The following is a 16,975-nucleotide window of genomic DNA, read 5'->3' as shown; positions in this document are numbered from 1 at the left end:
AACGTAACGCAGAACGAATCAGAAGAATTTGCGATGGAAAGATTGACGGCCGTAGTGCCCTATGAGTTGGCGGGAATGCGTCTGGATCAGGCATTGGCCGAATTGTTCGCCGACTATTCGAGAACCCGTCTGCAAGCTTGGGTCAAATCAGGCAGGGTGACGGTGAACGGTCGGGCGCTGAAAGCGAAAGACAAGCTGGAAGGCGGCGAAGAGATCGTGCTGGAGGCGGAAGAAGAGGTCGTGGTCGATTCCGAGCCGCAGGACATTCCGCTCGACATCGTTTACGAGGACGAGAGCTTGCTGGTGGTGAACAAGCCGGCCGGCTTGGTGGTGCATCCGGCGGCCGGCAACTGGGACGGCACCCTGCTGAATGCGCTGCTGCATCACGATCCGCATCTCGAAACGCTGCCGCGCGCGGGCATCGTGCACCGGATCGACAAGGAAACCAGCGGCCTGTTGATGATCGCGAAAACGCTGCAGGCGCATAATAGCCTGACCCAGCAGTTGCAGGAGCGCGAAATTACCCGCGAGTATCTCGCCATCACGCGCGGCCGGATGACCGCCGGCGGCACGGTCGACGAGCCGATCGGCCGCCATCCGACCGACCGCAAGCGCTACGCGGTCAGGGAAGCCGGCAAACATGCGGTGACGCATTATCGGGTGCTGAATCGGTTTGCGCATCATACCTTTATTCAGGTGATGCTCGAAACCGGGCGGACCCACCAGATCCGGGTGCACATGGCGCATATTCGATACCCTTTGCTCGGCGATCCGGTTTACGGCGGCCGTTTTCAGATGCCGCCGGACTGTGGAGAACGGCTCGAAGCGGAACTGCGCAATTTCAAGCGCCAGGCGCTGCATGCGGCCAAACTGGGTTTGTTGCATCCGGTGACCGATGAATACCTGGAGTGGGAGCATCCGTTGCCGGAAGACATGGCGCATTTGCTGGAGGCGCTGGAAGCGAATGAACGTCGCTGAACATTTTTTGTTTCCCGAATGGCCTGCGCCTGCCGGCGTGCATGCCGCGACGACGCTCAGGACCGGCGGACTCAGCATCGGGCCTTATGCGAGCCTGAATCCCGCGCTGCATGTCGGCGACGACCGGGAGGCGGTCCTGCAGAATCGCCGGCTGATCCGCGAAAGGCTGGCGCTGCCGTCCGAGCCGGTCTGGCTGGAGCAGGTCCACGGCAATAAGATTGTGAGGGCAGGGGCCGTGGCAGGCGTGCCGCAGGCCGATGCCGGATATACCGACGAGCCTGGCGTGGTGTGCGCGGTGATGACCGCCGATTGCCTGCCGCTGTTGCTCTGTTCGGCTGACGGCGAGCGTGTCGCCGCGGTGCATGCGGGCTGGCGCGGGCTGGCCGACGGCATTATCGGCAATGCGGTGGCGGCGCTGGGCCGGAAAGACCTACTGATCTGGCTGGGGCCGGCGATCGGTCCCGAACGTTTCGAAGTGGGCGAAGAGGTGCGCGCGGTGTTCGTGCAAAAATCGCCGGCTTTTGCCGAAGCGTTCAAGCCGCATCGACCGGAAGGCAAATGGCTGGCCGATATTTATCGGCTCGCCCGCATCGAGCTGAATGCCCTCGGGGTAACAAGCATTTATGGCGGCCGGTTTTGCACGGTCGCCGAACCGGACCGTTTTTTTTCCTACCGCCGGGATGCGGTCACCGGACGCATGGCGACATTGATCTGGAGAGATTGAACGCGTGAATTTATTGTTGTTGATCATCGTTTTTACGGCCCTCGGCGGTGTATTGAGCGTGCTGGCGGCCGCGTTGTTTCTCTTGCTGCCGGACCGGCTGCGGAACCATGTGCTGCCGCACGGCATCAGCTTCGCGATCGGTGCGTTGCTGGCCGTCTCTTTCTGGGGCCTGATTCCGCATGCTTTCGAAGAGGTCGCGCCGGAGCAGTTCCGCGGATTGTCCGCTACGATTCTGGCCGGGATCCTGATCTTCTTCGTGCTTGAAAAGCTCTTGATCTGGCGCCATTGCCATTTCAATGCGTGCGAGGCGCATGGCGAGGAAACGCAAGATCACGATCACGGCAGTCTCCTGCATAGCCACGGGCACCGGCATTCGGCCGGCGCACTGATCATCGTCGGCGACAGTATCCATAACTTCGTCGACGGAATCCTGATCGCGGCGGCCTTTCTGACCGATCCCAAACTCGGCATGGTGACCAGTCTGGCGGTCGCGGCGCACGAAATTCCGCAGGAAGTCGGGGATTTCGCGATCTTACTGCATAACGGTTATACCAAGCGCAAAGCGCTGGCCTATAACATCCTGTCCAGCCTGGCGACGGTGTTGGGAGGGATGCTGGCTTATTTCAGCCTCGAAGACCTGGATCATATCCTGCCTTATATCCTGGCGTTGGCGGCGTCGAGCTTCATCTATGTCGCGGTGGCGGATCTGATACCGACCCTGCACAGGAAAACCGAACTCAAAGATTCGTTGGAACAGATCGCGCTGATCGCGGCAGGCGTGCTGCTGATTTGCGCGATGCACGGCATTGCGCACAGTTTCGAGGGCTAAAACAAAAGCAAGGCAAGGGGTTTTCGGTTTTGCCCTTTACCTTGCTGCTTTGGCCTGCCTTTAAGTAATCACGTTCGGCGCCGTTCTGCCTGTGCGTTTTTTGACCTCGCAAAACTGTTCCGCCAGTTTGATCAGTTCGGCCAATGCTTCCTGCGCGTCCTGATCGTGTTTGGCGGGATCCGCTTCGAATTTTTCCAGATAGATCCGGAGCGTCGCCCCGACCGTGCCGGTGCCGGACAGACGGAATACGATCCGCGAGCCGTCCGTGAAGCCCACCCGGATGCCCTGGTTCTTGCTGACGCTGTCGTCGACCGGATCGGCATAGCTGAATTCGTCGGCGAACTTGACCGTAAACTCGCCGAAGGTCTGGCCGGGCAGGGTAGGCAATTGATTGCGCAGGTGCTCGACAATCCCGTTTGCGATTTCGGTTTCGACCGCCTCGTAATCGTGCCGGCTGTAAATGTCGCGGCCGAATTTTTGCCAGTGCTCGTGTACGATGTCCGCAACCGGCTGGCGTTTTCTCGCGATCAGGTTCAGCCAGAACAGCACGGCCCAGAGCCCGTCTTTTTCCCTGACATGATCCGAGCCGGTCCCGAAGCTTTCCTCGCCGCACAGCGTGATCTTGCCCGCGTCGAGCAGGTTGCCGAAAAATTTCCAGCCGGTAGGGGTTTCGAAACACGGCAGCTTGTAGGCGGCCGCGACCCGGTCCACCGCCTGACTGGTCGGCATCGACCGCGCGACGCCGCTCAAGCCTTTCGCATAGGCCGGAATCAGCCGTGCATTCGCCGCCATAATGGCCAGGCTATCGCTCGGCGTGACAAAAATCTGACTGCCGGTGATCATGTTGCGGTCGCCGTCGCCGTCCGACGCGGCGCCGAAGATCGGCGCATGCGGGCCGAACATCAGTTCGGCCAGTTCGTGCGCATGCGCGAGGTTCGGGTCGGGATGATGACCGCCGAAATCTTCCAGAGGCGTCGCGTTGATCACCGACTCTTCCGGCGCGCCGAGCATATCGACCAGAATCCGTTTCGCGTAGGGGCCGGTAATCGCATGCATGGCATCGAAGCGCAGGGTGATATAGCCGGAGCCGATGCTTTGCTTGAGCAGATTGAAGTCGAAGATCGACTGCATCAATTCCGCGTAATCGCTGACCGGATCGATAATCGTGATCTTGAGACGGTCGATTTGCGTACTGCCGATCGTGTCGAGATCGACGTCGCCCATTTCGGCGATCCGGTAGCTGTCGATCGTCAGGCTGCGTTGATAAAATGCGTTCGTGTATTTTTCGGGAGCCGGTCCGCCGTTGCCGACATTGTATTTGATTCCGAAATCGTCGTCGGGGCCGCCCGGATTGTGGCTGGCCGATAGGATCAGTCCGCCGTAGGCTTCGCACTTGCGTATGATGTGCGAAGCGGCGGGAGTGGACAACAGGCCGCCTTGCCCTATAATGAGCTCGGAGAAGCCGTTGGCCGCCGCCATCTTGATGATGGTCTGGATCGCTTGCCGGTTAAAATAACGGCCATCGCCGCCAAGCACCAGGGTTTTGCCGGCGGTTTCATCCAGCGAATCGAAAATTGACTGGACGAAATTTTCGAGGTAACCTTTCTCTTGAAAGACTCTAACTTTCTTTCTAAGTCCGGATGTTCCTGGATTTTGATCGGAATAGGGTTGAGTGGTTATTGTATTTATCTGCATGATGAATCCCAAATGCGGCGAGTGACCTGAAGGGTTAAAATACACCAAAATTCCTGTTGAGTGTAGAGAGTATGTTGCGAATTTGTTTATGGCTGCTTAACGTTTTTTTTGCAGGCGCGGCGGTAGCCGGCGAGGATTTTTGGCTGCTGGTCGATACCGAGGCGTTGAAGATCGAAGTCAAGAAAGGTGAGCAGACCGTGGATACGATCGACAATATCGCAATCGGGCGAGGCGGCGCGGGCTATAAAACCCATCGTGGCGACGATATTACCCCTTTTGGCGATTATCGAATCGGCTGGGTCGGGGAGCGAAGCAATTTTCGCCGGTTCTTCGGGTTGACCTATCCGAACATTCAAGATGCTAGAACGGCCTTGATCAAGGGCATCGTCAACAAGGAGACCTATGCGCGGATCGTGGAGGCCAACGAAAGCAGGCGGATTCCGCCGCAGAATACGCCTTTAGGCGGACAAATCGGGATACATGGACTCGGAGCGGCGGATGAGAAAATCCATCGCAGCATGAATTGGACGCATGGCTGCATTGCCATGACCAATACGCAGATCGATCATTTGAGTCGGTACGTGGAACCGGGGATGGTGGTGAAGATAAAATAGATTAACATTAGACTGATTTCATGATACGATGTTCCCGGTTAATTTGTTTTTGTAGTCGTAACTTTTTTTAAAAGGAAAAGAAAATGAAAAAGCTTGTTAAATTATCAATGATCGCATTGGCTGCCAGCTTGGTTGTAGGCTGCGCCACCAACGGAGACATCGAAAATCTGCAAGGCCAAATCGATGGTTTGAAAACAGACGTTGCAAAAGCTTCTTCTGACGCTTCTAGCGCACTGGCTGCGGCTAACGACGCATCTTCACGCGCTGCCGCTGCTGAAGCCGCTGCTAACCGCGCTGCCGACGCTGCTCAAGCAACCAACGACAAGCTGGACAGACTGTTCCATAAAACCATGATGAAATAAGCTCCGGCTTAGATCATATGAAAGCCCGGCCAGCGAAAGCTGCCGGGCTTTTTCATGTCCGCCGTTTTTTGAAGGAAGCCCATCCTGCCCGATCTTGAAGATCGGGCAGGCGATTTGTTTCAGGCCCGGTTTTCGCCGCCGAACCAGGCAATCAGCCTCGGCAGCAGTTCTGCCAGCTCCCCCGTCATGATCGTGAAATCCGCGTCGAAGCGTTCGGCAGCGCTGCCGGTATCGATGTCGGCCGCCTGCTCCTGCACCATGTCCAGAAACCGCAGCCGTTTCAAAGCCAGGTGTTCGTCCAGCACGAAGGCGATCCGTCCGGCCCAGTTTACCGCCAGTTTGATTGCCTGCTTGCCCGTATCCAGGTGGTTTTTGATTTCCGGCGCGCTGAGGTCGTGCTTTTTGCAGCGGATGATGCCGCCTTCTTCTTCCAGCGCGCGTAGCTCGCATTCGTCTTCGACCGTCAGGTCCTCAGGCGCCTCTTGCGTCAGCAGCCACTGCGTCATGTTGACGCTCGGCTTATCTATCGTGTTTAGCGGGATCGCCGGCAACGAGCCCAGACATTTGCGCAGGCTGCTGAGCAAGTCTTCGGCGCTTTTGGCGGAGGCGGAGTCGATCAGTAGCCAGCCGCCTTTGGGATCGATATAGGCATAGGTCTTGCGGGAAAAACGGAAGGCTTTCGGGAGCAGTTCGAAGATCAGTTCGTCTTTCAAGGTGGTGCGTTCTTTTTTGGAGAGTTTGCGTGCTTCGCGGTCTTCGATCTCGCCAATTTTTTCCTGCAGCATCTCGTTGACTACCGCCGTCGGCAGGACTTTTTCTTCTTTTTTGCCGCACAACATCATGAAGCCGTTGGCGGCATGCACCAGTTGATCGGAGGATTTGCCGACCGGTTGCGTCCAGCCGAAACTGAATTCCTCATGCGGTCCGCAAGAGCGGAATTGCAGCGTTTGGAGTTTTTGCTCCAGCTCGCCGGGAGTCAAGGTAAAGGTTTCGGTCAGGCGAAAAATAGTCAGATTCTTGAACCACATGATTTGAAGGGTATCCTATAATGACGATGAGCCGGCTATTATCGCAAATTTGGCCGGCCTGCTTGACAGTAATTTATTGAGGAAATGAAATGCATGAGATAAGCGGATTTGATCCGATAGCCGCGCCCGATGCGCGGGTGTTGATTTTAGGGGCGATGCCCAGCAAGGTCTCGAAAGCAAAAGAGCAATACTACGGTCATGCGAAAAATGCGTTCTGGACCATCATGGGGCGATTGTTCGGCGCCGACCCGGATTTATGTTACGGGCTGCGCAAGGGAATTCTAATAACGCACCGGGTAGCGGTGTGGGATGTCTTGAAAACCTGTCAAAGAGCCAGCAGTCTGGATGGGGATATCGAAATGGACTCGATCGTCGTGAACGATTTTAATGTGTTTTTCAGCCAGCACGGGCAGATCCGGCATGTGTTTTTCAATGGAATGACTCCGGAGAAGATCTACCGGAAATTTATCTTACCCACGTTGCCGGAAAGATTTGCTTATCTGGTGTATCATAGGCTGCCCTCGACCAGTCCCGCCCATGCGGCTCTCGGCCTGAAACAAAAACTGGATGCCTGGCAGGAAATCAAACAGTGCATGACGGCCGAACTTGCGGAAGGCTGACGAGAACTTGAATAACCGCTGGAAAAAACGCTTTAACACGAATGATGATTGAAGAAGATTACGATGAATACGGTGAGGAGGTCGAATATTACGCGGTCCGGCCGAATAAAACCCGAATAAAAAAGGAAATTGCCGCGTTATTCAAATTGGGCGAGGAAATGGCCGGTTTGTCGCCCGATCAGTTGGAGAGGCTGATGTTGCCGGAGAGGATTCTGCAAGCGGTTCGCGAAGTTTCCGGCATGCCTCATACAGGCGCACGCAAGCGCCTGTTGAAATATATTGCGGGTCAACTGCACCAGATCGATGTCGAGCCGTATGCCGAAAAATTGGCGCGCCTCAAGAACAAAAGCGCGCATGCAGTCCGGGAGCATCATCTCGCCGAACAATGGCGCGACCGCTTGATTGCCGAGGGGAATGAAGCCGTGACAGCGTTGCTGGACGATTATCCCGAAGCCGACAGTCAGCAATTGCGGCAGCTGATCCGCAATGCGCAGAAGGAAATCACCGCTGCGAAGCCGCCCAAATCGTCACGGCTGTTATACCGCTACATCAAAGATCTGTTGCAAGACGACGGGCTTCCGGCTGCAGCAGATGAATCGGCGGCCGATGAAGACGAGGCGTTCGGAGAGGATCGGGAAGAGATTTGATCGTGTTTTTCTCGGCGGAGGAAGCGGAGGGATGATGAAAGAAGCCGATCATTCCATCCCGAGCAACGCGTAGAAATTATTTTTCCGGCATCTTCAATTCGGCCGTCTGGTTCCAGTCCGAAAAGGGAAAAGGCAGGGCTTCGGTATTGAAAGTCATGAACAGCAGGATGTGATAAGTATATACCGACAGGCTGCGCCCGAGATTCAGAATATTTTTGTTCGCCTTGCCGGTCAGCAGGGTCGAGGCAACCTGCAGTAGAATGACCGCCCACAGCAGCATCCTGACCAAGCCGCCGATCGCGGCAAAAATCAGCATGAAGAAAATTCTTTTCCAGGCGTCGATATTGGTCAGGTTGTAGTTGATTTGCTCATCCATTCGTTTTTTAACCTCGGTTCATAATGTCGCGCAAGTCCAGGGCGGATGCGTTTGCGCGGGCGATGTAGGTCGCCATCGTTAAAGAGTAGTTCGCGAACAGGCCGTAGCCGCTGCCGTTCAGAATCATCGGGCTCAGGATCGGCGCCATCGCGTTTTCGAGCGATTTGATCATGATGTCGACCGTGTTCATCGCGCGCTTGTCGAGCAGGATGTCGTGAAAATCGTACTTGACCGCTTTTAAAATGTGCAGCAGCGCCCAGCTGGCGCCGCGCGCTTCATAAAACACGTCGTCGATTTGCAGCCACGGAGTCTGCGGCAGGGCCGTGGCTTTCGCGTTGCGGATATTGACGTCGACGTCGGGATCGACCACTGCCAGCGCCGGATTGATTTCGGCGCCGCCAGTACTGGCGCTGAGTCTTGTCGAAAGGTTGCCCAGGCGTTTGATTACCAGCTCGGTATATTGCCACAGGTTGTCTGCACGCGAATAAAATTGCGCGCGTTTGACCTTGCCGCCCCACTTTTGAAGGCGTGACATGTAATTGTGCAAGGCGTCCACGCCTTTTTGGTATTCGGCTTCGGTCGACGGCAAGGCCCAGGAATCGTTCTCGTAATAGAAATACGGTTCGGCGATTTTCAGATCAGGGTCTTCGTCGGATTGCGACTGATCGCGAGCGAAGTGATTCCGGAGCGCGGACGTCGCGTCGCGCAGCATCACCAGCGCGCCGTATTCGAAATTCGAGATGTTGTCCAGAAACAAACCGGGCGGCGCCACGTCGTTGGTGATGTAACCGCCGGATTTATGCAGCAGGACTTCGGCAATGTGGGCCAGCGTGTTGGTGTAGGTATAGCCCAGCGGAATATCGGTCGTATTGGTGATTTTGGCGCGCTCCATCGCTTCTTCCTGGACGTTGAACTGGTCCGGCTCGCTGCCCCACCAGGCACCTAAAATCAAAATGATGACGAGTGTCGCCAGTAGCAGAACGCCAAAGCCCCAGAGCACTCCTCTCGATTTAGTGTCTTCAAATTCGTTTGCCGCCATTACTGGAATCCCGTATCAACTGTGTCTGCTTCAGGTAACTGATTGCTTTGGTTTTAAAATAACCTGCATGGTAGCAGATTTTGGATTTTTTTTCGCCTGCAATTAGGGGCCGCGCATTTTTTTTGCCCGCGGATGGGCCTGGTCGTAAACGTCGGCGAGATGTTGAAAATCCAGATGTGTGTAGATTTGGGTCGTACCGATATTGCTATGGCCGAGCAGCTCCTGCACCGCGCGTAAGTCGCGGCTCGATTCGAGCAGATGGCTCGCGAAGGAGTGCCGGAGCATGTGCGGATGGATGTGTTCGGCGATTCCTTTGGCGAGGCACCAGCGTTCGAGGCGCAGTTGCACACTGCGGACGCCGAGCCGGAATCCTTTCGATGAAGTGAATAACGCCTTTTCCTTCACGTCGGCGGTGCCGTTCCGGAGCGGCAGCCATTTTCGGATCGCCTCGACCGCCTTGCTGCCGATCGGCAGGATTCTGGCTTTGCCGCCCTTGCCCGATTCGATGGTCAGCATTCCATCTTCCAGATTGATATCGCTCAGGTTCAGCGCGGCCAGTTCGCTAAGGCGCAGGCCGCTCGAATAGAACAGTTCGAACATTGCCTGATCGCGGATTTCCAGATCCGAGTGCGCGCCGGCCTCCAGTAACCCCGTTACTTGATCGACGTCGAGCGTTTTCGGGAGTTTACGCGGCTGCTTGGGCGCCTGCACATGTTCGGCCGGATTGATTTCGACGCGTCTTTTTTTCAGCAGAAACTGGTAAAAGCTGCGCATTGCCGACAATTCGCGCTGCAGGCTTTTGCTGCCGATTCCCTGGCGGTGGCGCGCGGCGATATGCGCGCGAATATGCGGTTGGCTAACGCCGGAAAAATGTGGAATCGATTTTTCCTTGCAAAAGTCAGCCAATCGTTCGAGATCGCGGCGATAACTGCTCACCGTGTGCTTCGAGGCGCGCCGTTCGACTTCCAGTTCGCGGAGAAACTCGTCCAGCCATTGTCGTGCCTCGCTATGCATAATTTTTCTGCAAGAGCAGAGGCAGGAGGCGCGCGCCGATGATTTCGCTCATGTGGGTCAAAAAGAAACTGCCCATGCTGTAATGGAAGCGGTCGTTGCTGCGGCTGCCGATCGCGAGTATTCCGCTTGGGTCAGCATCTATCCCGCCCGGGCAGTCATCTCCAAACTTCATTGGAATGATCGCAGCGGACTGGACTTCGAGCGCTGCCGGGCCGAACAGCACTTTGGCCTGGGCCAGGGTAGGGCGGCCGAATTTAAGCTGTCCCGCAGAGAGTATCGGCAGGAAATGTTCCGATTCGGCGCTGCCGGGCGCGAGAAAAAGCTGCGGCAGCGCCGCGTTCGGGGTGTCGGTAATGATCCGGAGCGCGACGAAATCGGTTACGAAATAGCCGGACAGGACTTCTTCCAGGCTTGCGACCGCTTCTTCCAGCGTCGAGGTTTCGAGCAGCGCCAGCGTCAGTTTGTGCATCCGGCTGAACGAGGTATCGTTGTTTTTGGCGATTTCGATCAGGGAAGCCAGTTGGGCTTCCATTTCCTGATTCCGGTTGCGGAGTATTTCGAGCTGCTTCGAAATCAGCGAGATCGCATTGCCGCTGGGATGCGGTATCAGGAGGTCTTCCAGCAGATCCAGATGGTCGTTGAAAAATGCCGGATTGGCGCGCAAATAATCCGCAACCTGTTCCGAAGTCAAAGCGTTTCGCCGTCCGCTCATGGCTCAATCGTCCCCTCGAAAACGGAAATGGCGGGTCCGGTCATCAGCACCGGTTCGCCGCGGCCGGCCCAGCTGATTTTTAACGCTCCGCCCGGCAATTGCACCTGGACGTGACGGTCGACCAGACCGTGCTCGATCGCGATCACCGCCGCCGCGCAGGCGCCGCTGCCGCAAGCCAGCGTTTCGGCAGCGCCGCGTTCGTACACCCGCAATTTGATATGTTCGCGGTCCATGATCTGCATGAAGCCGATATTCGCGCGCGCCGGAAAGAACGGGTGCGATTCCAGCAGGCGCCCGACCGCAGCGACCGGTGCCGCCTCGACATTGTCCACCTGCAGCACCGCATGCGGATTGCCCATCGAGACTGCGCCGAATGCGTAGGTTTCACCGTTGGCGGACGCCTGATAGCTGCTCGCTTCCTGGTCCGCCAGCAGCGGAACTTCGGCAGGATGGTGACGGGGAATGCCCATATTCACGGTAATCTGGCCGTCGGAATCGAATTTCAGCAGCAACTGGCCTGCGTCGGTATCGACGCACACTTCGTCCTTATCGGTCAAACCCTGGTCGCGCACGAAGCGGGCGAAGCAGCGTGCGCCGTTGCCGCATTGACTGACTTCGCTGCCGTCCGCATTGAATATCCGGTACTTGAAATCGGCGTTCGGACTGACCGGTTTTTCGACCAGCAGCAATTGGTCGAAACCGATCCCGAAATGCCGGTCGGCCAGGCGCCTGATCGTTTCGGGTTCCAGGCGCGGTGTTTGGCGGATCGCGTCGATCACGACAAAGTCGTTGCCGAGGCCGTGCATCTTGGTGAAATGAATCATTGAATCAGTAGGTGAGTACGAAAGGTAATCGGATCGACTTTAGCAGCGATTGTTTAAGGAATCAACCGTTCTCCGGTCCATAATTGTTCGATCGATTCCCGTTCCCGAATCAGATGCGCCGCATCGTTGTCGACCAGCACTTCCGCCGCGCGCGGGCGCGAGTTGTAATTCGAGCTCATGGTGAAACCATAGGCGCCCGACGAGCGTATCGCCAGCAAATCGTTTTCGCACAAGCGAAGCGGCCGGCCCTTGCCCAAAAAGTCGCCGGTTTCGCAGACCGGGCCGACGACGTCCCAGGTCCGTTCATCGGCCCGGCTGTTCGTCTGCACCGGGATGATATTCTGCCAGGCGCTGTACAGCGACGGGCGGATCAAATCGTTCATCGCCGCATCGACGATCGCGAAGTTTTTGTGTTCGGTCGTTTTCAGGTACTCGATGCGCGTGACCAGGATACCCGCGTTGCCAACGATCGCGCGGCCCGGTTCGAGTAGGATCTCGAGGTCGGAATTGCCGAGGCGCTGCAGGATGGCATGAATGTAGTCGGCCGGTTCCGGCGGTTGTTCGTCCTTGTAGCGGATGCCGAGACCGCCGCCGAGGTCCAGATGATGCAGTTCGATCCCTTCCGCCTGCAGCGCGGTAACCAGTTCGAGGAGACGGTCCAATGCATCCAGGAACGGCCGGTTGTCGGTCAACTGGGAGCCGATATGGCAATCGATCCCGATGATCCGGATGTTCGGCATCTGTGCCGCGCGGCGGTACTCGCTGAGTGCCTGTTCGAAAGCGATCCCGAATTTGTTTTCTTTCAGGCCGGTCGAGATATAGGGATGCGTGTTCGCATCGACGTTCGGATTGACCCGGAACGATACTGGCGCGATCACACCGAGCTGGCCGGCCAGCCGGTCGATCCGGTCGAGCTCGCCGGCAACCTCGATGTTGAAACAGCGGATGCCGGCCTTTAGCCCGGCAATGATTTCATCCTCGCGCTTGCCGACGCCGGAAAACACGATCTTCTCCGGCGCGCCGCCGGCGGCGATCGCGCGCTGCATTTCGCCGAGCGAGACGATGTCGAAACCGGAGCCGAGGCGCGCCAAGAGATTCAACAGGGCGATGTTCGAATTGGCTTTTACCGCATAGCAGATCAGATGCGGATGATCGCCGAAAGCACCGTCGAACGCGCGCCAGCGCCTTTCGAGCGCGGCACGCGAATAGACATAACAGGGCGTGCCGTACTGTTTGGCGATCTGGGTGACAGGTACCTCTTCGGCGAAGAGTTCATCGTTCCGGTAATTGAAATAATCCATCTTTATTCTGAGTGGTTCTTTGTTGGGGAATCGGTTTCTTTGGATTCTGGCTTGGCCGGTTTCGGCGGCGCGGCGTCGACCGGCGCGGGCGTCTCGTCGATGTCGCGCTCCGGAATCGGCGAGCGCGGCTCTTCATCCTCGGGCGACACCTTGAGTCCGGGTGGCGGATGGCCCGGCAGATACAGCGGCCCGGGCTGGCCGCAGCCGGCAAGTCCGAGTACCGCCGGCAGTAAAAGGCAAGGGAGGCTGATCTTCATAACCGTCTGTAAAAGTGGGCGGCCGAGGCCGGGTAAAACGCACATGATAAGCCGAAACCGGTCCGCTTAGAAAGCCGTTGCCGAGTTCGATCTGTTAAATAAGCAATCATAAACTGGTATAGTGCGCACTTTTTGTAGAATTTTTTAAGGAGCGGGCTTTGTTGAGCACGGCATATATCGTTTCCGGTTTCTCGGTGGGGTTACTGGTCGGAGTGACAGGCGTCGGAGGCGGTTCGCTGATGACGCCCTTACTGGTTTTCCTGTTCGGTTTCAAGCCGGCGGTCGCTGTCGGTACCGACCTCTTGTTCGCGTCCATCACCAAGATCGGCGGCGTGTGGGTGCATCACGGCAAGCATAATTCGGTCGAATGGAAAGTTGTGGGTTTGCTGGCGCTAGGCAGTCTGCCCTGCGCGCTCGGAACGCTCTATGTGCTGCGGCAGTTGCACGTGACCGGCAAGGAGATCGGTCATGTGATCACCTATTCGCTGGGTATTGCGCTGATTCTGACCGCTTGCGCCCTGCTGGTGCGCAGCATCCTGATGAATAAAGCGCAAAAGGTTGCTCAGCTCGACGACGATCACAGCACCGAGTCCAATGCGGCCCGCTTTCGGCGTTTTCACGTTCCGGCCACGGTACTGACCGGCGCGGTGCTCGGCGTGCTGGTCACGCTCTCGTCGGTCGGCGCCGGCGCTTTGGGCACGGTGGCGCTGCTGTTTCTGTATCCGAAGATGACGACGCTGAAAGTGGTCGGCACCGACCTCGCGCATGCGATTCCGTTGACCGCGGTCGCCGGAATCGGGCACTGGAGCATCGGCAATGTCGATTTGGTATTGCTGGGCAGTCTGCTGGTCGGGTCGCTGCCGGGCATCTGGGTCGGCAGCCATTTGAGCGCGAAGATTCCGGAACGGTTCCTGCGTCCAGTGCTGGCGACCTTGCTGTTGCTGATCGGCTTCAAATTCGTTTTTCAATAAAGAAATGCGGGAGCATGTAAAACCCGCCTAAACAGCGAATCCGGACGAAGGGCGCGATTAGGGCGAAGATCGTGCATTCTACGCTCGACCATGATCCGTACAGGACAATACCCTCATTCGGGCGAATCGTCTTTTTCGCAGTTCGGCCTTCCGTTTCGGAGCCATCGGAGGACCACGGTCAACAGTTTGCGCAATTCCTCGAGGATCAGCACCGAGGAGGCAACGGCCGCCGCGATGAGCCAGTCGCCGGCGGACAGCGGCGCGGTATGGAATATCCGCTGCGCCGGCAACCAGTGGATTGACAGAACCTGCAGCAAGAATACGCCGAACAGCGACACCCAGAGCATCTTGTTCGCGAAAAAATGCCTGTGGAAGGCGGTGCCTTTCTCGGAACGGGCATTGAATACGTTGAAAACCTGAAACAGCACGAAAGTCGTGAAAGCCAGGGCCTTCGCATGTTCGGCATCGTTGCCGGGCTGCGCATGGAATAGAACGCCCAGGGTGCCGGCCGCCATGGTCAGGCCGTAGGTGAGCAGGTTGCCGAAGCGGCGCAGCGAGAGAATCCGCGCCGTGGCCAAGCGAGGCGCCTCGGACATGGTATCCGGGCGGCCGGGGTCGACGCTGAGCGACATGGCCGGCGGACCGTCCATGATGATATTGATCCACAACAGCTGTACCGCACTGAAAGGGGAGGGCAGGCCGAGCAGCTGGGCGCCGGTGACGGTCAGGATCGCGCCGATGTTGGTCGACAGTTGGAAACGGATGAATTTGACCATGTTCTCGTAAATGCGGCGGCCCTCCTTGACCGCCTTGACGATCGTCGCGAAATTGTCGTCGGTCAGAATCATCGTCGCGGCTTCTTGCGCGACATGGGTTCCGGTCACTCCCATCGCGATGCCGATGTCGGCGATTTTCAGCGCCGGCGCGTCGTTGACGCCGTCGCCGGTCATCGCCACGACATGGCCTTGCGCCTTCAAGGCCTGAATGATCCGGACTTTCTGCTCCGGGGCGGTGCGGGCGAAAACGCCGATGCCCGCAATATGTTCCGCAAGCCGGCGTTCATCCATAGCGGCCAGTTCCCGCCCCTCCAGCACTTGGCCTTCCAGCCCCAGTTCGCGGGCGATCGCCTCCGCGGTGACCTTCTGGTCGCCGGTGATCATTTTGACCCGGATGCCGGCTTTCCGACACTGCCCGATGGCGGCGCGGGCTTCGGCGCGGGGCGGATCCATCAGGCCGACCAGGCCGATGAACGTCAGTTCATTCAGGTAACCGAACAGATCCCGGTCCGTAGCGAATTCGGCGGCGGGCAGCGTTCCGGACGCCACGCCCAGCACCCGGAGCCCGGCTTCGGCCATGTCGTCGTTCCGCCGCATTACCCGATGGCGCTCAAGCGGCACGGTATCGCCGTTGCCGTCTACCGCGTCGCGGCAACGGTCGAGTAAAACTTCCGGCGCGCCTTTGACGTACAGATGGATCTCATCGTCCTGGCGATGAAAAGTCGCCATGAATTTATGGCCGGCATCGAACGGGATTTCCGCAATGCGCGGCTGCCGGCGCAGGGCCTGGAGCTGATCGATTCCGCCTTTGGCGGCAAGCACCAGCAAGGCGCCTTCCATCGGATCGCCGACCACCCGCCGCTCCCGTAAATGGCTGTTATTGCACAAGGCCACCGGCAGCAGCAGGCGTGTCATATTGACGGGTAGCGCGGCGCCTGAAACCGGAAAAATGCCGCCCTCGATCGCGTAGCCGTTGCCGGTGACGCGGAACAGTTGATCTTTGAAAAACAGCGAGCGGACGGTCATCTGGTTGACGGTCAGCGTGCCGGTCTTATCGCTGCAGATGACGGTGGTGCAGCCCAGGGTTTCGACCGCGGCCAGGCGTTTGACGATGGCATGATTGCGGGCCATCCGGCGCAGCCCGAGCGCCAGGGTGACGGTCACCACAGTCGGCAGGCCTTCCGGAATCGATGCGACCGCCAGCGCGATCGCGGTGAAGACGGTTTGAATTAGCGGTTCGCCGCGCAGCAGGGCGCTGCCGAACAATACGGTGATGATCGTCACCGCGATCAACGCCAGACTCTTGCCCAGGCTGTTCAACTGGGATTGCAGCGGTGTCTCGCCATCTTGCCGTTCCGTGAGCAGGTCTGCCAGACGGCCGATCTCGGTCGCCATGCCGGTGGCAGTCACGACCATTTCGGCATGTCCCCGTGTGACGGTCGTGTTCATGAACAGCAGATTGCTCCGTTCGGCGACCGGCAATTCGGCTTGGGGCAACGCTTCGACTTGTTTGGCCACCGGCGTCGATTCGCCCGTCAAAGGGGATTCATCGACTTCCAGCAGGTTCGCGCTGATCAGCCGGCCGTCGGCAGGGATTTTGTCGCCGGTATGCAGGATCACGATATCGCCCGGTACGATTTCGGTCGACGGTATTTCGAAACTGTAACCTTCGCGGCGGATTTTGGCCTGCAGGGCGAGCATCTTTTTCAGCGCGGCCAGCGATTTTTCGGCCTGAAATTCCTGCGAAAACCCGAGCACCGCATTGATTAGCACGACGATCAGGATCACGATCCCGTCGATCACGTCGCCGATCGCGGCCGCCAGTAGGGCGGCGGCAAACAGTACGATGATCAGCAGGCTCTTAAATTGGGCCAGAAACTTGATCCAGACGGGGCGAGCCGGCGCTTCGGCCAGCCGGTTCGCCCCGAGCTTTTCGATACGGCGCGCCGCTTCCTCCCGGCTCAGGCCGGGGGCCTGCATTACGCCAAGCTTTTCCAGTGCCTGGGCCGGGCTTAAGATATGCCAGGCAACCTCGGGCTCGGCCGGTTTGGAAGGCGGGGAAGATTGAGCAGGGCGGCGGCGAAGGCTTACGGTCAACTGCAGGCACAGCAGGATGCCCGTGACCAGGAAGGTAATGAACAATAGGATCAGCGCTAAATCGGGCCGCATGCAATATTGGAAGATTAAAATGATGAACCTTAAGACAGC

18 protein-coding genes are annotated in these 16,975 nt (G+C 57.8%); 8 read left to right on the top strand and 10 right to left on the bottom strand.

Annotation, left to right across the window (positions count from 1 at the left end):
• Positions 1-33 precede the first annotated feature (33 nt).
• From rluD to METAL_RS15795, 3 genes are read left to right on the top strand one after another with little or no spacing between them, the layout of a single operon-like run.
• Positions 34-978 carry a 23S rRNA pseudouridine(1911/1915/1917) synthase RluD gene (gene rluD, locus METAL_RS15805; protein ID WP_031429784.1) on the top strand — a complete coding sequence of 315 codons (945 nt, stop codon included), beginning with the start codon at positions 34-36 and terminating at the stop codon, positions 976-978.
• Positions 965-1,702, top strand: a complete 738-nt coding sequence (pgeF, locus tag METAL_RS15800) for a peptidoglycan editing factor PgeF (protein ID WP_005373873.1) — start codon at positions 965-967, stop codon at positions 1,700-1,702. Before rluD ends, pgeF begins: the two co-directional genes overlap by 14 nt.
• Before the next feature lie 4 nt (positions 1,703-1,706).
• Positions 1,707-2,531: a ZIP family metal transporter gene (locus METAL_RS15795; RefSeq protein ID WP_005373871.1), complete on the top strand. Its 825-nt coding sequence runs from the start codon at positions 1,707-1,709 to the stop codon at positions 2,529-2,531.
• 60 nt (positions 2,532-2,591) lie between these two features.
• Here METAL_RS15795 and METAL_RS15790 read toward each other — a convergent pair whose 3' ends face one another.
• On the bottom strand, positions 2,592-4,226 hold the full coding sequence (locus METAL_RS15790) for an alpha-D-glucose phosphate-specific phosphoglucomutase (RefSeq protein ID WP_031429783.1): 1,635 nt from the start codon (positions 4,224-4,226) through the stop codon (positions 2,592-2,594).
• Positions 4,227-4,297: 71 nt separating this feature from the next.
• On the opposite strand from METAL_RS15790, the gene METAL_RS15785 reads away from it, so the two are divergent.
• Together METAL_RS15785 and METAL_RS15780 are read left to right on the top strand one after the other, a co-directional pair.
• On the top strand, positions 4,298-4,840 hold the full coding sequence (locus METAL_RS15785; protein ID WP_005373867.1) for a L,D-transpeptidase family protein: 543 nt from the start codon (positions 4,298-4,300) through the stop codon (positions 4,838-4,840).
• Between the two features lie 83 nt (positions 4,841-4,923).
• The gene (locus METAL_RS15780) at positions 4,924-5,202 is read left to right on the top strand and encodes an Lpp/OprI family alanine-zipper lipoprotein (RefSeq protein ID WP_005373865.1); all 279 of its coding nucleotides are present in this window, start codon (positions 4,924-4,926) and stop codon (positions 5,200-5,202) included.
• 119 nt (positions 5,203-5,321) lie between these two features.
• Here the strand turns inward: METAL_RS15780 and rdgC are convergent, their stop codons facing one another.
• The gene (gene rdgC / locus METAL_RS15775; RefSeq protein ID WP_005373863.1) at positions 5,322-6,230 is read right to left on the bottom strand and encodes a recombination-associated protein RdgC; all 909 of its coding nucleotides are present in this window, start codon (positions 6,228-6,230) and stop codon (positions 5,322-5,324) included.
• 89 nt (positions 6,231-6,319) lie between these two features.
• On the opposite strand from rdgC, the gene METAL_RS15770 reads away from it, so the two are divergent.
• Together METAL_RS15770 and yjgA are read left to right on the top strand one after the other, a co-directional pair.
• The gene (locus METAL_RS15770; protein WP_005373861.1) at positions 6,320-6,850 is read left to right on the top strand and encodes a DNA-deoxyinosine glycosylase; all 531 of its coding nucleotides are present in this window, start codon (positions 6,320-6,322) and stop codon (positions 6,848-6,850) included.
• Positions 6,851-6,891: 41 nt separating this feature from the next.
• Complete coding sequence (yjgA, locus tag METAL_RS15765; RefSeq protein WP_005373860.1) at positions 6,892-7,497, top strand: ribosome biogenesis factor YjgA; 606 nt, start codon at positions 6,892-6,894, stop codon at positions 7,495-7,497.
• A 76-nt stretch (positions 7,498-7,573) separates the two neighbouring features.
• Here the strand turns inward: yjgA and METAL_RS15760 are convergent, their stop codons facing one another.
• The 7 genes from METAL_RS15760 to lptM all read right to left on the bottom strand — a co-directional run bounded on the left by METAL_RS15760 (position 7,574) and on the right by lptM (position 13,020).
• On the bottom strand, positions 7,574-7,873 hold the full coding sequence (locus METAL_RS15760) for a DUF4389 domain-containing protein (RefSeq protein ID WP_005373858.1): 300 nt from the start codon (positions 7,871-7,873) through the stop codon (positions 7,574-7,576).
• A 7-nt stretch (positions 7,874-7,880) separates the two neighbouring features.
• Positions 7,881-8,912 carry a DUF2333 family protein gene (locus tag METAL_RS15755; protein WP_005373857.1) on the bottom strand — a complete coding sequence of 344 codons (1,032 nt, stop codon included), beginning with the start codon at positions 8,910-8,912 and terminating at the stop codon, positions 7,881-7,883.
• Positions 8,913-9,014: 102 nt separating this feature from the next.
• Entirely contained in the window at positions 9,015-9,926 is a 912-nt protein-coding gene (gene xerC / locus METAL_RS15750; protein WP_005373855.1) for a tyrosine recombinase XerC, read from the bottom strand.
• Positions 9,919-10,638, bottom strand: a complete 720-nt coding sequence (locus METAL_RS15745) for a DUF484 family protein (protein WP_005373853.1) — start codon at positions 10,636-10,638, stop codon at positions 9,919-9,921. Before METAL_RS15745 ends, xerC begins: the two co-directional genes overlap by 8 nt.
• On the bottom strand, positions 10,635-11,462 hold the full coding sequence (gene dapF, locus METAL_RS15740) for a diaminopimelate epimerase (protein WP_005373852.1): 828 nt from the start codon (positions 11,460-11,462) through the stop codon (positions 10,635-10,637). Before dapF ends, METAL_RS15745 begins: the two co-directional genes overlap by 4 nt.
• Before the next feature lie 53 nt (positions 11,463-11,515).
• Positions 11,516-12,763, bottom strand: a complete 1,248-nt coding sequence (lysA, locus tag METAL_RS15735; protein ID WP_005373850.1) for a diaminopimelate decarboxylase — start codon at positions 12,761-12,763, stop codon at positions 11,516-11,518.
• Between the two features lie 2 nt (positions 12,764-12,765).
• Positions 12,766-13,020, bottom strand: coding sequence for an LPS translocon maturation chaperone LptM (lptM, locus tag METAL_RS22220; RefSeq protein ID WP_005373849.1), 255 nt, complete (start codon positions 13,018-13,020; stop codon positions 12,766-12,768).
• A gap of 161 nt (positions 13,021-13,181) precedes the next feature.
• On the opposite strand from lptM, the gene METAL_RS15725 reads away from it, so the two are divergent.
• A complete protein-coding gene (locus METAL_RS15725; protein ID WP_031429780.1) occupies positions 13,182-13,991 on the top strand; it encodes a sulfite exporter TauE/SafE family protein in 810 nt (269 codons plus the stop codon).
• 113 nt (positions 13,992-14,104) lie between these two features.
• Here the strand turns inward: METAL_RS15725 and METAL_RS15720 are convergent, their stop codons facing one another.
• A complete protein-coding gene (locus METAL_RS15720) occupies positions 14,105-16,936 on the bottom strand; it encodes a calcium-translocating P-type ATPase, PMCA-type (RefSeq protein WP_005373845.1) in 2,832 nt (943 codons plus the stop codon).
• Between the last annotated feature and the right edge of the window lie 39 nt (positions 16,937-16,975).

Origin of the sequence: Methylomicrobium album BG8 (genome assembly GCF_000214275.2) — a bacterium.
Taxonomy (GTDB): domain Bacteria; phylum Pseudomonadota; class Gammaproteobacteria; order Methylococcales; family Methylomonadaceae; genus Methylomicrobium; species Methylomicrobium agile.
Note: the sequence above shows the minus strand (reverse complement) of the source record. Positions and strands in the feature narration are given on the sequence as shown.

Excerpts from the sequence above, each read along its gene's own strand:
- METAL_RS15755 (WP_005373857.1), bottom strand. The coding sequence starts at position 8,912 with ATGGCGGCAAACGAATTTGAAGACACTAAATCGAGAGGAGTGCTCTGG.
- METAL_RS15760 (WP_005373858.1), bottom strand. The coding sequence starts at position 7,873 with ATGGATGAGCAAATCAACTACAACCTGACCAATATCGACGCCTGGAAA.
- lysA (WP_005373850.1), bottom strand. The coding sequence starts at position 12,763 with ATGGATTATTTCAATTACCGGAACGATGAACTCTTCGCCGAAGAGGTA.
- METAL_RS15785 (WP_005373867.1), top strand. The coding sequence starts at position 4,298 with ATGTTGCGAATTTGTTTATGGCTGCTTAACGTTTTTTTTGCAGGCGCG.
- dapF (WP_005373852.1), bottom strand. The coding sequence starts at position 11,462 with ATGATTCATTTCACCAAGATGCACGGCCTCGGCAACGACTTTGTCGTG.
- yjgA (WP_005373860.1), top strand. The coding sequence starts at position 6,892 with ATGATGATTGAAGAAGATTACGATGAATACGGTGAGGAGGTCGAATAT.
- xerC (WP_005373855.1), bottom strand. The coding sequence starts at position 9,926 with ATGCATAGCGAGGCACGACAATGGCTGGACGAGTTTCTCCGCGAACTG.
- METAL_RS15780 (WP_005373865.1), top strand. The coding sequence starts at position 4,924 with ATGAAAAAGCTTGTTAAATTATCAATGATCGCATTGGCTGCCAGCTTG.
- METAL_RS15745 (WP_005373853.1), bottom strand. The coding sequence starts at position 10,638 with ATGAGCGGACGGCGAAACGCTTTGACTTCGGAACAGGTTGCGGATTAT.
- METAL_RS15720 (WP_005373845.1), bottom strand. The coding sequence starts at position 16,936 with ATGCGGCCCGATTTAGCGCTGATCCTATTGTTCATTACCTTCCTGGTC.
- pgeF (WP_005373873.1), top strand. The coding sequence starts at position 965 with ATGAACGTCGCTGAACATTTTTTGTTTCCCGAATGGCCTGCGCCTGCC.
- rdgC (WP_005373863.1), bottom strand. The coding sequence starts at position 6,230 with ATGTGGTTCAAGAATCTGACTATTTTTCGCCTGACCGAAACCTTTACC.
- rluD (WP_031429784.1), top strand. The coding sequence starts at position 34 with ATGGAAAGATTGACGGCCGTAGTGCCCTATGAGTTGGCGGGAATGCGT.
- METAL_RS15770 (WP_005373861.1), top strand. The coding sequence starts at position 6,320 with ATGCATGAGATAAGCGGATTTGATCCGATAGCCGCGCCCGATGCGCGG.
- METAL_RS15790 (WP_031429783.1), bottom strand. The coding sequence starts at position 4,226 with ATGCAGATAAATACAATAACCACTCAACCCTATTCCGATCAAAATCCA.
- lptM (WP_005373849.1), bottom strand. The coding sequence starts at position 13,020 with ATGAAGATCAGCCTCCCTTGCCTTTTACTGCCGGCGGTACTCGGACTT.